Annotated in this window: 10 protein-coding genes; all 10 read left to right on the plus strand. The window is 53.5% G+C overall.

All coding sequences use genetic code 11. The annotated features are described in order from the left end of the window. Positions 1-65 precede the first annotated feature (65 nt). Positions 66-269, plus strand: coding sequence for a helix-turn-helix domain-containing protein (locus tag QF039_RS33215; RefSeq protein ID WP_010463602.1), 204 nt, complete (start codon positions 66-68; stop codon positions 267-269). Then, positions 262-873 carry a DUF1819 family protein gene (locus QF039_RS33220; RefSeq protein WP_010463600.1) on the plus strand — a complete coding sequence of 204 codons (612 nt, stop codon included), beginning with the start codon at positions 262-264 and terminating at the stop codon, positions 871-873. Before QF039_RS33215 ends, QF039_RS33220 begins: the two co-directional genes overlap by 8 nt. Next, positions 870-1526 carry a DUF1788 domain-containing protein gene (locus QF039_RS33225; RefSeq protein ID WP_307522782.1) on the plus strand — a complete coding sequence of 219 codons (657 nt, stop codon included), beginning with the start codon at positions 870-872 and terminating at the stop codon, positions 1524-1526. Before QF039_RS33220 ends, QF039_RS33225 begins: the two co-directional genes overlap by 4 nt. A gap of 11 nt (positions 1527-1537) precedes the next feature. After that, the gene (brxC, locus tag QF039_RS33230) at positions 1538-5095 is read left to right on the plus strand and encodes a BREX system P-loop protein BrxC (RefSeq protein ID WP_307522784.1); all 3558 of its coding nucleotides are present in this window, start codon (positions 1538-1540) and stop codon (positions 5093-5095) included. Between the two features lie 71 nt (positions 5096-5166). Then, positions 5167-6963 (plus strand): BREX-1 system adenine-specific DNA-methyltransferase PglX, encoded by a 1797-nt coding sequence (gene pglX, locus QF039_RS33235; protein ID WP_307522786.1) that lies wholly within the window; start codon positions 5167-5169, stop codon positions 6961-6963. Next, on the plus strand, positions 6960-8132 hold the full coding sequence (locus tag QF039_RS33240) for an ATP/GTP-binding protein (RefSeq protein WP_307522788.1): 1173 nt from the start codon (positions 6960-6962) through the stop codon (positions 8130-8132). Before pglX (QF039_RS33235) ends, QF039_RS33240 begins: the two co-directional genes overlap by 4 nt. Then, the gene (locus QF039_RS33245; RefSeq protein WP_307522790.1) at positions 8129-8659 is read left to right on the plus strand and encodes a hypothetical protein; all 531 of its coding nucleotides are present in this window, start codon (positions 8129-8131) and stop codon (positions 8657-8659) included. Before QF039_RS33240 ends, QF039_RS33245 begins: the two co-directional genes overlap by 4 nt. 182 nt (positions 8660-8841) lie before the next feature. After that, positions 8842-10584, plus strand: a complete 1743-nt coding sequence (pglX, locus tag QF039_RS33250; protein WP_307522792.1) for a BREX-1 system adenine-specific DNA-methyltransferase PglX — start codon at positions 8842-8844, stop codon at positions 10582-10584. A gap of 1 nt (position 10585) precedes the next feature. Next, on the plus strand, positions 10586-12460 hold the full coding sequence (locus QF039_RS33255) for a DUF262 domain-containing protein (RefSeq protein WP_307522794.1): 1875 nt from the start codon (positions 10586-10588) through the stop codon (positions 12458-12460). After that, a complete protein-coding gene (gene pglZ / locus QF039_RS33260) occupies positions 12457-14964 on the plus strand; it encodes a BREX-1 system phosphatase PglZ type A (RefSeq protein ID WP_307522797.1) in 2508 nt (835 codons plus the stop codon). Before QF039_RS33255 ends, pglZ begins: the two co-directional genes overlap by 4 nt. Positions 14965-14974 lie beyond the last annotated feature (10 nt).

Here is a 14974-nt window from a genome sequence, read left to right on the forward strand (position 1 = left end):
TTAACCTTATTAAAACCGACAAAAACGGCTAATATCAGCACGTTTTTTTATCGGCAGATTTAGCTATGACTGATCGTTGGCACAGTGTTGATGAAATTGCCGAACACCTCGGCGTCAGCAAGGACACCGTTTATGCATGGATTGCCAAACGCAGCATGCCAGCCCACAAGGTCGGTCGGTTGTGGAAGTTCCAGAAGGTTGAGGTGGATACCTGGGTCAAAGCTGGCGGAGCCAGTGACGAATCGCAGCAGGCGCGAAGTGATGGCTGAGCATTATCGTCTTTCTTTCACCACGGGTGGCCTGTTTTTGCGGGAAGCACCGCTGGTTGTGGAGCGCTATCTAACGCTGCGTGATTGGAAGCAAACTCGGGAGCAGGTGCGGGGTGAGAATCTGTTGCAAGTTCGTACAGCAGCAGCTGCGACACGTATCAGTAAGGAGTTGATCGCGCGTCTGGAGCTTTTGGATCCAGAGGAGCTGGAGTTTTTGGTGGATGGCAGCCTGCGTGAGCAAGGCTACCTTCTGTGGGCTGCAACTTGCCGGCGCTATGCCTTCATCCACGACTTCGCTCGCGAAGTTCTGCGCGAGCATTACCTGCTTATGCGCCGCCAACTCACGACAAGCGATTACGATGCCTTCTGCAATGCCAAAGCTTTGTGGCATGCCGAGCTGGATGAATTGGCTGCGTCCACGCAAAGCAAATTGCGGCAAAACCTGTTCCGCATGTTGCGGGATGCCGACTTGATCAGCGCACAGCACCAGATTCAGCCTGTGTTGATAACTCCAGCGCTGGCCCATTTACTGGCTCGCCACGATAACGAGCAATTGCTGATTTTCCCGGCAACTGACCATGAACTTAAAAGGTGGCTGCAATGAGCCAGAAAATCAGTCAGCAGCCGCTGGCAGTCCGCTTTGAACACCTATTGAACGTCATGAGTGGTCAACGCTTTCTGGAAATGAAAGGGCTGAATAATGATCTGCCGTTCTACATCTGCGAATTCAAGGCGGCTGAAGCCTTTGAGATACAACGCATGCAGCGGCAACTGGTCAACACGCTGGCCGGCCTGCGTGTCGATTGTTTGCAGGGACGTGGTGTAAAGGTACTGGAAGTCAGCCTGTACGACCTGACCATCGACTTGCTAAAGGCTCGTGAGGGCAGTGACGAAGGTGTCAGCTTGTGGGAGCAGATCCGGGCGGTTGAGCCCAATGTGGAAAAAGAAGGTCTGCTGGAGCTTTTGCAGGGTGTATTGGATATCAAGGAACACCTGGTCCCGGCTATTGGCGAACGTATTGCACAGACGGATTACGACGTGCTTTTCCTCTCCGGCATAGGTGAAGTGTTCCCCTATATTCGCTCGCACAACGTACTCAACAATCTGCAAAGCACGGCCAAGGACAAACCCACGGTGATGTTCTTCCCCGGTGAGTATCGGCATTCGCTGGAGCAGGGCGCTTCTCTGGAGTTGTTTGGCTTGCTGCACGATGACAAGTACTACCGCGCATTCAATATTTTCGAGTCTCAGGTGTAAGGAAGCAGTCAATGAAACTCAACGGAATTTTCAAGAGCCCAGTCAGTCGTCCGATTGAGGGCGTCATCAAGGCCGACGACGAAGCTAGCTTGTTCAACGAGCTCAGTGAATACGTCCTGACTGACGAAGTCGCCAAGCGTCTGGAGCACTTCCTCGATGCCTATACCGACTACCACCATGCGAATGGCGTCTGGGTCTCCGGCTTCTTCGGCTCGGGTAAGTCGCACCTGCTGAAAATGCTCGCCCTGCTGCTGGAAAATCGCCAGGTCGACGGCAGTACTGCACTGGACATCTTCCTACCCAAGATCAAGGACGACGACGAGCTGTTGCGCGCCCAGCTCAAGAAAGCTGTCGCCATCCCCTCGAAAAGCATCCTGTTCAACATCGACCAGAAGGCCGACATCATCAGCAAGACCCAGGTCGACGCCTTGCTCTCGGTGTTCGTCAAAGTCTTCAACGAGATGTGTGGTTATTACGGCAAGCAGGGCTACATTGCTCAGTTTGAGCGCGACCTGGACAGTCGCGAACTGTTCCAACCGTTCAAGGAGGCCTACCAGAGCATCGCCAATAAGCCCTGGGAGCGTGGTCGCGAGCAGGCGCTGCTGGAGACAGGCAACATCGCCAAGGCCTACGCCCAGATCACCGACGAAGACCTGGCGCTGGCCAAGGGCATCCTCGATAAATACCGCGCTCAACACAGCGTTTCCATTGAAGACTTCGGCAATCAGGTAAAGGAATGGCTGGACAAACAGCCGTCCAACTTCCGCCTGAATTTCTTTGTCGATGAGGTCGGCCAGTACATTGCCGACAACACCAAACTTATGACCAACCTGCAAACCGTAGCTGAAAGCCTGGCCACCAAGTGCGAGGGTAGGGCGTGGGTCATCGTCACCGCACAGGAGGATATGGACTCCGTGATGGGCGATATGAGCAAGCAGCAAAGCAACGACTTCACCAAAATCCAGGCCCGCTTTGCCAACCGTCTCAAACTCACCAGTGCCGACGTGGCTGAGGTAATCCAGAAGCGCCTGCTGACCAAAAACGATATAGGTGCCGAGCTGCTGAAAACTGTCTACGACCAGCAGTTCAACAACTTTAAAACCCTGTTCGAGTTTGCTGATGGCGGTCAGCACTACCAGAACTTCCGCGATCTGGAGCACTTCACCTACTGCTACCCCTTCGTGCCTTACCAGTTCCCGCTGTTCCAGTCGGCTATTCGTGGCATATCCATGCACAACGGCTTTGAGGGTAAGGCCAACTCGGTGGGCGAGCGCTCCATGCTCGGCGTATTCCGCGAAGTGGCCATGGCCATCGACAACGAGCCAGTCGGCCAGCTGGCCACCTTCGATCGCATGTTCGAAGGCATTCGCGGCGCGCTGAAAAGCGATATTCAAAGCGCCATCAACAATGCCGAGCGGCACCTTGGCGACCCATACGCGGTGCGCGTGCTCAAAGCATTGTTCTTGGTCAAGTACGTCAAGGAGTTCAAGGCCACTCTGCGCAATCTCAATGTGCTGATGCTGGAGCGTTTTGGCGAAGACATTCCAGCCCAACGCAAGAAGCTGGAAGCGGCACTTAACTTGCTGGAGCAGCAAACCTACATCCAACGCAATGGCGAGCTCTACGAGTACCTGACCGACGAAGAGAAGGACATCGAAGAAGAGATCAAAAACACGGAGATCGAAACTGCCGATGTCATCAAGGAGCTGGAAACCCTGCTGTTTGATGGTGTGATCAAGCAGCGCAAGGTCCGCTATGAAAACGGCCAGGACTACGCCTATACGCGCAAAATGGACGACCGTTCGCTCAGTCGCGAGTTTGAGTTGGCCATCCACATTGTCACTCCGCTTAGTGACAACTTCGATAACCTCACCGTGCAGCGCATGCAGAGCATGGGACGTGATGAGCTGCGCGTGGTGCTGCCGGCTGATGCCCGGTTCATGCAGGATCTCACCCTGCACAAGCGCACTGAGAAATACATCCGACAGAACAGTAGCACCCAACAGGAAGCGGTCAAACGCATCATCGACGCCAAGGGCTTCCAGAACACCGAACGTCTGGCCGAGCTGCAGGATCGTGCCAAGGAGCTGCTCGGTAAAGCGCACTTGATAATTAACGCCGCCGACGTGGAGGCCACCAGCAGCGACGGTCAGGCCCGTATTCTGAAAGGCTTCTACCAGCTGATCGAAACTACTTATCCGAACCTGCGCATGCTGCGCGATGTGCCGTTCAACGAGAACGACATCGGCAAATACCTGCGCCAGGCCCAGGACGGTCTACTCGGCAACGACGCTACTAGCCTGACCGAGCCCGAGCAGGAACTACTGGCCTATATCCAGAGCAATGCTCGCAGCGGTGTGCGCACCACGGTCAAAACCCTGTTGGAGCGCTTCGAACGCAAGAGCTACGGTTGGTACTACGCGGCCATCCTCTGCAACCTCGCGCTGCTTTGCGCACGTGGCAAGGTGGAGGTGCGGCAAGACAGCAACCCGCTGGATGGCGACAACCTGGAGCGCAGTTTGCGCAACACCAACGCTCACACCACCCTGGTGCTGGAGCCGCAAATCGAGTTCAGCGCCTCCCAGGTTCGCCATCTCAAAGAATTCTTTGCCGACTTTTTCGACCGTCCCGCCAGCTGCAACGAAGCCCGTGCTCTGGCGCGTGAAACCATCGACGCCATCAAAGAACTGGAGATTGATTTAGCCGACCTGCATGGGCAAAAAGCCTTGTATGGTTTCCTCAGCTCGCTGGATGGAGTGATGGCTACCCTCAAGGAAATCGCCGGCAAAAACGCCAGCTGGTTCCTTACCGACCTGTCCCGCACCTCCGATGCCATGCTCGACACCAAAGAGCAGATCATTGAGCCGCTACGTCGCTTCATGGGGAGCCCGCAAAAAGCTATTTACGATCAGGCTCGCCAACTGGTGCAGGAGCAGGAAGACAATTTCGCCTATGTCTCCACGGGTGAGGTTGAAGCCATCAAGGCATTACTCACCGAGAATAAACCCTGGCAAGGCAACCGTCTGCAGCAGGCCAAACCGCAACTGGAGGCCCTGCAGCAAGCCATTGCTAATCAGCTAACCAGCGAAAAGGCTACTGCAGTCAGCCGGCTTGCCGAGTTGGAGCTGCGTCTGCAGGGGAGCAACGAGTACGACGGTCTTAAGCCTGAGCAGCAGGCTCAGCTCGCTGCGCCGTTTGTTGAAGCTCGGCAGTCAATGCAAGGGCAGAAGCGTATCGCGATGATCCGCGATCAGCTGCGTGCCTTCGAGGACAACCAATACGCACAGTTACTGCTCAAATTGGAGCGACTGGCTCGTCCGCAACCGGTATCAGCTCCAATCCCGCCCGTTTCTCCTCCGCCAGCGGGAAATCAGGGCATCGACTATCCGCCGCCACCAAGCGTAGAACCACCCAAGGTGGCCGAACCGCGCCTGGTGTCTGCACGTACTATTAAGGTGGATTACAGCAAACCTTGGTTGGCCAGTGAAGCTGAGCTGGATGACTACCTACGGCAGCAGCGCGAAGCCTGGCTGAAGGAAATCCAAGCAGGCAACCGAGTACAGATTTGAAACGGACAAGTGCCCCGATCATTTTCGCGAGAGCACACAAATGATCGAGCAGGCCCATAAAGAGAAGAATGATGGAAACCACCAAACTCAAGAAATTCGCCCTGCACGCCCGTCGTCTGTTGCTAGAGCAAGTCGGCGCCAAGCTCGCCCTGGTACTCGATGCTAGCAGCGCCGCTCGCCGCGGGAATCCGCAGGCCGTGGCCCAGTTGGAAAAGCAGATTGCTGCATCCAACCGCGAGCAGCTCATCGACAAGGTGGCTTATACCTGGTTCAACCGTTTCTGCGCCTTGCGCTATATGGACGTCAACGGCTATACGCGCATCCGTGTGGTGTCGCCCGCTGATGAAGGCCAGTTCCAGCCAGAAATACTGGCTGAAGCGAAAGCTGGGCATATTGACGACGAGCGTGTGCCTGAGAAAGTCCTCCAGCAGATCCAGGCACTGCTTAGCGGTAACGCCCCTAGCCACGATCCGCAGCAGGAAGCCTACCGCCTGCTGGTGGTGGCAGAGTGCAACAGCTTCCATAGCGCCATGCCTTACCTGTTCGAGCGCATTGCCGACTACACCGAATTACTGATGCCTGACGACTTGCTCTCGGGCAACTCCATATTGGCCTATACCCGCGAAGCCATGACTCCCGACGCCTGTCAGGACGTGGAAGTCATCGGCTGGCTTTATCAGTTCTATATCTCCGAAAAAAAGGACGCGGTGTTTGAAGGACTGAAAAAGAACCAGAAGATCAATCCTGAAAATATCCCTGCCGCCACTCAGCTATTCACCCCACACTGGATCGTGCGCTATCTGGTGGAAAACTCTCTGGGCCGAGTGTGGATGCTCAACAACCCCAGTTCGTCCCTGGCTGGGCAGATGGACTTCTACATTAAGCCCGAGGTAGCGGAAACAGATTTTCTCAAGATTTCCCGCCCAGAAAACCTCAAGGTCTGCGACCCAGCTTGCGGCTCCGGACATATGCTCACCTATGCCTTCGACCTGCTTTATGCAATTTATGAAGAAGTAGGTACCGACCCCAACGAAATCCCGGAAAAAATCCTTACCCACAACCTTTACGGGATCGAGCTCGACGAGCGGGCAGGTGAGCTGGCTGCTTTTGCCCTGACCATGAAAGCTCGAGCCAAACAGCGCCGCTTTTTCAGCAAAGCCATCAAGCCAAACATCTGCGTACTGGAAAAGGTAGAGTTTAGCCGCGACGAGCTGGATGAATATGTAGCCTTCGTGGGACGCGACCTGTTTACCCTCGACCTGCGAGACACTCTCCAGCAATTCGAAGAAGCCGACAACTTCGGCTCGCTGATTATCCCCAAGCTCACCAGCGTGCAAGACGTGCTGCCCGTACTGGAAGCCAAGGACATGGCCGGCAACCTGTTCCTCGCCAGCACACATGCTAAGGTGCTGCAGGTGCTCCGCATGGCCCATTTCTTAAGCCCATGCTACGCGGTAGTAATCGCCAATCCACCGTATATGGGCGGTCAAGGCATGAACAGACGGTTGGGTGTTTGGGCTAAGCAAAATTATCCAAGCAGCAAGTCCGACCTTTATGCCATGTTTATCGAGCGCAATCTAGATCTGGCTGTGCCTGCCGGCACGGTGGCCATGATCACCATGCAGAGTTGGATGTTCCTGTCATCGTTCGAAGCTCTGCGTGCCCGGATTCTCGGCCAACACACTATCCTGTCGATGGCCCACCTTGGGGCGCGAGCATTTGACAGTATTGGAGGCGAGGTGGTCTCCACCACGGCCTTTGTGCTGGAAAACCAGCATAAGCCGGAATACAAGGGAGCGTATCTGCGTCTTGTGAATGGCAACTCTGAAGCTGAGAAGGCCTCAATGCTCAAGGCAGCTATTGAATGATCACCCGTCTCGAGCTCAATAATTTCACTGCCTTCAACAACCTGACTATTGAATTTTCGCCAAAGATCAATGTGATCATTGGTGAAAACGGTAATGGTAAAACTCAGCTGCTCAAGGCCGCCTACGCCCTGTGTGCTGGCGCACCCTTGTACCAAGCCAAACCTGCGACCAGTGATGAAGAGTTGTCGGCGGCAGTCAATCACAAGCTGGTGAGATTATTCATGCCGTTGGATGAGCATCTGGGGAAAATGCGTAGGTCCGGTTCACGAGGCAATGCGCAATTGCGGGCAGAGTTTGCGCTTGGCGAGAAAATGGCTGTTTCCTTCAATGGCCGGGCTGATGTGGCATCTGTCCAAGCTAATGCGGCTTACGCAAAGTATCAGGCTGAGGCGATCTTCGTGCCTACCAAAGAGGTACTGTCACTCGTGCGTGGCATGACAAATGCCAGGCATGATCAAAGCACTATCGAGCTTATTTTTGATGATGGCTATTTAGATTTGGCGCAAATGCTGCTGCGCCAGGGCGTGGATGATCCGGCATCCAAGGTCGATCTGGACCCGCGCTTTGCTGTCATTATCCCCAAACTGGCTAACCTGATTGGCGGCCGCTACAAACTGGAGAATGGAGGGTTCTGCTTTCAGTCAGGTTTTTACATTGAAAAAATGGGGCTAAATAGCTCCGAGCATAAAGCCCCTCAGTCATTTCAAAAATCTTCCACACATTTTGTGCCCACAGAAACTCGATTGCTTTCAAGTGGCATGACCGCCGAGGGCTTTAGAAAAATCGGCGTACTGCAGCGCCTACTGAGCAACGGAGCACTTAACCCCGGTATCAGTGGTCCGTTGCTTTGGGATGAGCCCGAATCCAACCTAAACCCAAAACTTATGAGAATGTTAGTTGAAGTCCTGCTGGAGCTATCACGCAACGGTCAGCAGATAATTCTGGCCACGCATGACTATGTATTGCTCAAATGGTTTGACCTGCTGATGCATAAAGGGCAAGGCGATCATGTGAAGTTTCATGCACTCTATCGGGACAAAAGTAGTGGCCATGTTCAGGTGGATAGCGTGGATGACTACCGAGCTATTACGCCCAATGCCATTGCGGACACATTCAACGAACTGACCAAAGAGCAAGTGAATCGGAAAATGGGAGGGCTTGGTAAATGAGGCTTCGTGAGCGGGATTTGGAAATAGAATTCACTAATGCACTTGATGCGCTGGTGTTCGATCAAATGAATCCCGGTCTGCCTCATTACCATGGTATTGGTGAGATGCACCGAGTGGACTTCATTGTTGAGTTTGATAGCGCGATTATATTTGTCGAAATCAAAGATCCGGATAATCCCAAGGCGCAAGCAAAGGGGTTGTATAAGTTTCGAAAGGGACTCAATGATGGAACGCTTAGTACTACGTTTGCAGCCAAACTCATAGATTCATTCATTTATCGTTGGGCTGAAGGAAAAATTGATAAGCCGGTCCATTATCTGAGCCTGGTGACCCTTGAAGGTGAGCTGTTACCAAGCTTTTCAGATGAGATATCTAGAAAGTTACCACCCATGGGGAAAAATGTTCCTCGCTGGAAACGTAGACTAGTTGAAAACTGTCAGGTTTTCAATATAGATACTTGGAATGAAAATTTCCCTAAGTGGCCAGTAACACGCCTGGTACCTATCGAAGCGTTAGTCGCGGAGTGAAGTGGATGTACGTTGCCGACCAACGAAGGATCAGTGCTGGGGGCCAAGCCTTGCAGGGGGATTCCACCTATTCTGGTCGTGCGAATTTTGGCGCAATATGGTCAGTTTTTAGTTGGAAGGGCCAGCCGATGATTGGCGGCAGGTATCCGCTTTGTATGCTGCTAATTAATTGAAGAGTACCAATGATGAACGATGAGAGCAAGCAAGAGACTAGGGGTGAGGAAGAGTTGGAGAGGATTTTTTTTCGTGTCTCGGCTACTGACTTTCAGATGATATCTGGAAATCCTATTTCTTACTGGTTACCGAAGAGAGCATTTTCAGCGTTTTCGATTCCACCACTTAAGGACGTAGGAAATACCCGCAGAGGCTTGCAGACTGGTGATAAGGATCGCTTCATCAGAAGTTGGTTTGAAGTCTGCTTGAAAAGCGTGGATTTTGAGTCGAAAGATAAGTTAAGTGCGTCAAAAAGCGATGCAAAATGGTTTCTTTTTAATAATGGGGGCGACTTTCGGAAGTGGTATGGAAACCTTGATCTCGTCGTTGATTGGGCTGGTGACGGAAAAAGTATAAAAGAGTCAGGTGGCGCCATAATACCAAGCGAGTCGCTTTACTTTGACTCTGCTGCCTGTTGGTCGCGACTATCCACTGGTAATAACGCGTTCAGAGTGCATCCTGAGGGAGTTGTTCCTGGGGATTTGACGCCTTGTTTTTATTCAAGTAACGATCGGTATGCAATATCTTATCTAAATAGTTGTGTGGCTAACTATTTTTTGAATGTGATTAATCCGACTATTACAAAAACGGTTGGTGATATGGCGAAAATTCCAGCTATTTCTCCTGGGAGTATTGATAGCGCTGTTTATGAGAATTTCGAGTCTCTTCTTGGATGTCATAAACAGGATTGGAATGAGGCTGAATTATCTTGGGATTTTGTTTTTCCTCGTTTGCTGGCTAATCCTTGCGTGGAATCGCTATTGAGTCAAGCATATGACTCATTGCGGAGTCTCTGGCGCACAAGGGTTCAGGAAATGCAACGCCTAGAAGAGGAAAATAACCGTATATTCATTGAGGCCTACAAACTAAATCAAGTGCTAAAGCCAAAAGTTCAACTTAAGGAAATCACCCTAAACTGCAATCCACATTACCGCTATGGTGGTGATAAAACAGAGAATGAGTTGGAAACCACGCTGCTGGTAGACACCATGCGCGAGTTTCTGTCTTACGCTGTGGGCTGCATGTTCGGCCGTTACAGCCTGGACGTGCCAGGTCTGGTGCTAGCTAACCAGGGCGACACGCTGGCCGAGTATTTACGTCAGATCCCCGAGCCGCGCTTTATGCCGGACGAAGACAACGTGATCCCGCTGCTGGATGGCGAGTGGTTTGCTGACGACGTGACCGAGCGCTTTCGCACCTTCCTGCGCCTAACCTTTGGGGAGGAGCACTACGAGGAAAACCTGGCCTTTGTTGAGCAGGCGCTGGGCAAGGATGTGCGCAAATACTTCATCAAAGACTTCTACACCGACCACGTTAAACGCTACAAGAAGCGTCCGATCTACTGGCTGTTCGCCAGCCCCAAGGGCACCTTCAGTGCGCTTATCTATCTGCACCGCTACCGCCCGGATACAGTGAGTGTTGTGTTGCAGTATCTGCGCGACTTCCGCAAGAAATTGGCTGACGAACTGAGTCGCCAGCAGACCATTATCATTAATCCTAACGCTGAACAGGCAAAGAAAACTAAGGCTCAGAAGGCTATTGAGATCCTCAAAAAGCAACTGCTGGAGCTGGATGACTATGAGCGCGACACCCTATATCCGCTGGCAACCAGGCAAGTTCAGCTGAACCTGGACGATGGCGTCAAGTTCAACTACCTCCAGCTAGGTTCCGCGCTAAAAAAAATTACTGGACTGGAAGCCAAGGAGGACTGAAATGTCAGGAAGCTTTGAGAAGGCGATCACGATTCGCCAGGCAATACGCAACATCGATGACCGGACATTTCTGCTGCCGGCGATTCAGCGCAATTTTGTCTGGTCGCCCCAGCAAATCTGCGTGCTGTTTGATTCCCTGATGCGCGAGTATCCGATCAATACATTCATGATGTGGGATGTGACGAGCCAGGAGATCAAGAACAGGTACCGCTTCTACAGCTTTCTAACTGACTATTGCCAGCGATTCAAGGAGTCCAATGACTACGTTCCGACTCAGGGCGACTTCAAAGACTTCAAAGCAGTCATCGATGGACAGCAGCGACTGACTTCCATTTACATCGGTTTGAAGGGCTCTTACGCCTACAAGCAACCCCGTGTCTGGTGGCCCAATGCGCGTAACGACCAAGTGCTGCCGCCGCGTCGGCTCTATCTGGATCTTGTCAAGGGGCTGGACGGTGAGGACAACGAGTCGATGGCCCAGTACCATTTCCGATTTCTGACCGAAAAACAGGTGGCGGCGTTTAGCGATGACCCTTCCTCGCGCTGGTTTGAAGTGGGTAAGGTGTTGAGCTTGCCTGACGTGCGCTCTGTAGATGAGATTCCGTTTGAGGTGGTCTTGCCCTATCTTGAGAAGCATGGCCTGGCCTCCAACAGCTTTGCGCGCAAGGCGTTGACCCGCCTGTACTACCTCGTCAGGCATGAAGAGGTGATCCACTTCTACAACGAGGAAAGTCAGGATATCGATCACGTACTGGATGTGTTCATCCGCACCAACAGTGGCGGTACGCCGCTGGCGTTTTCGGATTTGTTGATGTCGATCGCCATTGCTAACTGGGAAGGGGATGCTCGCAAGGATATAGACGAATTGGTGACCGAGGTACGGCAAAGCTCGGAGATGCAATTCTCGATTGGCCGTGACTGGGTGCTTAAGACCTGTCTGATGCTGACGGGGGCCGATGTGCGGTTCCGGGTCAAGAACTTCGACTCCGATCAGGTTCGCCTCATCCAGCAGCAGTGGCCTGAGATCAGGGCTTGTGTGGTCGAAACCTTCAAGCTGCTGCGCAAATTTGGCTTAAACGACCAGTCGCTAAGAGCCAAGAACGCGGTCATCCCGCTGGCGTTCTATCTGTACAAGCAGTCCTTCCGCGACAAGCAGTTGTATCGCACCATCAACAACATCAACTACCTACGCGAGGAGCGCTTGGCGCTGTCCCGCTGGTTGCATATGGTGCTTTTACGAGGGGTATTTGGTGGGCAGGCCGATGGCGTTCTGACCAAGATGCAGCGGTTGCTGGCTAGGTATTTGAACAAGGGTCTGTTTCCCCTAGATGAAATCATTGAGGCATTTACCGCAACCAACAAGGATCTTCGTTTTGATGAGGTCTATCTGAGGGGGCTCCTTGATATCCAGTATGAGGACTCAAGGTGCCGTTCGGTCCTGAGCCTGCTATTCCCCGAGATCAATGAGAACCTGCAACTGGATATCGATCATCTGCATCCGAGCAGCGCCTTTGCAAAGGCAGCCCTCGCCAAAAATGATTTCCTTCAAAAGGATCCCGAGTTGATGGCGTTCTACCAGAGCTCCATTAACTGGAACTCGATTGCCAACCTGCACCTGCTGAATGCTTCGCAGAATCGCTCGAAGAAGGATCTGTCACTGGTCGACTGGTTGACAGAGAAGGACACCGGCTTCAAGCCGGCCGACCTGCTACTTAATGATGACGACAGCCTGCATTTTTCTCACTTCCAGACGTTCTGTGAAAAACGTCGGGATGCGTTGTTGCAACGGCTGCGCCGCAATGTCGTGGTTAGCGGAACGCTTTCGATGATCGAGGAAGTGCTGGACGAAGAGGAAGAGATCGAGGCCGTGGCATGAGTAATCCCAAAATCACCCAGGCCCTGAGTAACCTGTTCGACAAGCAGCGCATAGTGTTCTGGTATGACACGCGCCTGGAGTTTCGTGCTGATTTCGAGACGCTGGAGCTGCCGGATATCGAGAAAATCGAGCTGGCTAACAATGAGTTTGGCGTGAAATACCGCCTGCTACGCGAGCAGCCCGAACAGAAGTTTCTGCTCTACAGTGAAGGTGCCGAGCCTCCGCATTTGCAAAATTGGCTGTTGGATGTGCAGCTCGCCAGTGGCAATTGCTTCCGTACCGATCAGGTTGCCTTGTGGCTGGCTGAGCTGGAGTTGGGACCGGACTGCTATCCGCTGCTGGAAGCCCATGTGGCGTTTTTCGAATCAGCCAAGCGCCGCGAGGCCCTGAGCAAGTTACTTGAGCCGGGGGATTCGCAGAGCATGCTGCAACGCAAGATGCTCGCCGTGTGTGCCGGCAACGAGCCGCGCCTGGATGTGATTCTGGAAAACCTGCTGGGTGATCTAGCCGCTGGCAAAGATGTGCGGATCAAGTTAATCGAAAGCAGCGGCTTGAATGCCTATCTGTGGGAGCAGGTGAAGCGCGCCTATGGCTATAGCTCCGAGCAAGCAGGGTTACACGATTTCGTTATCGAACTGTTTAAGGCTTGTTTCATGCTAGGGATCGATCCGGCTTACAAGGCGCGACTGTCTGCTGAGGCGCTGGTGTTCCTCAAACGCTGGAAGGACAGTCGTTCGCATGAGCAGAGTTTCGAGACACTGTCTGAGCAATGCGCGGCGGTGCTGCAGATTGACGACAAGCTGCAAGCTCTGGACTGGCGTAGCCTGCTGGAGCTGGATTATTTCGAGCTGATCGACCGCAAGATCCTCAGTGAGTTGGTACGTGCCGTGGAGGCCCGTACAGTGACCGCTCAGGAGGTGGAGCAGTGGGTCCGCCAGCGCCGTCAGGGCCACTGGTTTGAGCGCTTCAAGGATGTGTACTTGGCGCTGGAGCATGCGGCGCAGTTCATCCAGGTGCTGGACATAACGCAGCTGCAAATGGAGTCGCTGACTGATGGCGTGCAAAAGTACGCCAGCCAGTGGTTCAGGCTGGATCAGCGTTACCGCAAGTTCGTCTATCACCTGCGCGAATCCGGCCAGGCTTCGTTGCTAGGTGAGTTGGCTATGCAGGTCGAGAATCTGTACGGCAACAACTACCTGAGCCGTCTTAACGACCGCTGGCAGCAGCATGTGGATGCAGCTCAGCAGTGGGAGGCAGCGCCCGTAGTGTTGCAGCGCAATTTCTTCAGCCGCTATGTGCAGCCTTTTGTGGAGCGCAAAACCAAGGTGTGCGTGCTGATTTCCGATGCGTTCCGCTATGAGGTAGGCGAGGAACTGCAAAGTCTGATTCGTCAGGAAGATCGCTTCGAGGCCGAGCTGGAGCCGATGCTGTCGATGCTGCCGAGTTATACCCAGCTGGGCATGGCGGCGCTGCTACCCAACAGCAGCCTGCAACTGGCCGACAACGACAGTGGCGATGCCATAGTGGATGGTCAGAGCGCTCAAGGCTCGGTCAACCGGGGCAAGATTCTGGCGACCAGGGTGCCAGCATCCCAGGTGGTACGAGCCAAGGATCTCCTGGCGATGAACCAGGCCGATTCTCGTGCCTTGCTGCGCGACAATGAGGTGGTTTACGTTTATCACAACCTGATCGACAAGACCGGCGACACCCGTGATACCGAAGAGCGAGTGTTTGCGGCGGCCGAGGAAACGCTTAGTGAGCTGGTCCGTCTGGTGAAGAAGCTGACCAACGCCAATGCCAGTAACCTGCTGATCACTGCCGATCATGGCTTCATCTATCAGAATCATCCGCTGCAGGAGAGTGATTTCCTCAGCTGTGAGCCGGAGGGCGATGAGGTCCTCTACCGCGACCGGCGTTTTGTACTGGGTCGTAGCTTGCGCGAAGGCGCCAGCTTTAAAACCTTCAACCCGGTGCAGTTAGGCCTGACCGGTACGCTTATGGTGCAGATTCCCAAATCCATCAACCGTCTGCGGCTGAAAGGCTCTGGCAGCCGCTTTGTGCATGGCGGTGCCACCCTGCAAGAGGTTGTGATCCCGGTCATCCGCATTAACAAGAAGCGCCAGAGCGATGTGGGTCGGGTCGAGGTGGAGTTCATCGGTGGCGGTGGCAAGACCATTACCACCGGGCAGTTGGCCGTGGTGCTCTATCAAACCGAGGCAGTGACCGAGAAACTGCAGTCGCGCCGGTTGCGTGCAGGTCTGTTCACGCTGGACGGTGAGCTGGTATCCGATCAGCATGAGCTGTTGTTCGACTTCAGTTCTGCTAACCCGCGTGAACGGGAGCTGCCGGTGCGCTTCATTCTCAGCCGCAAGGCCGATGAGGCAAATAATCAGCAGGTGGAACTGCTCCTTGAAGAGACCGTGGACGGCACTTCACACTTCACACGGTACAAAGCCGCGCGTTACACCATTCGCCGCTCGTTCAGCAGCGAATTTGATTTTTAAGCAGGAGCTC

The organism is Pseudomonas sp. W2I6, assembly GCF_030815935.1.
GTDB lineage: Bacteria > Pseudomonadota > Gammaproteobacteria > Pseudomonadales > Pseudomonadaceae > Aquipseudomonas.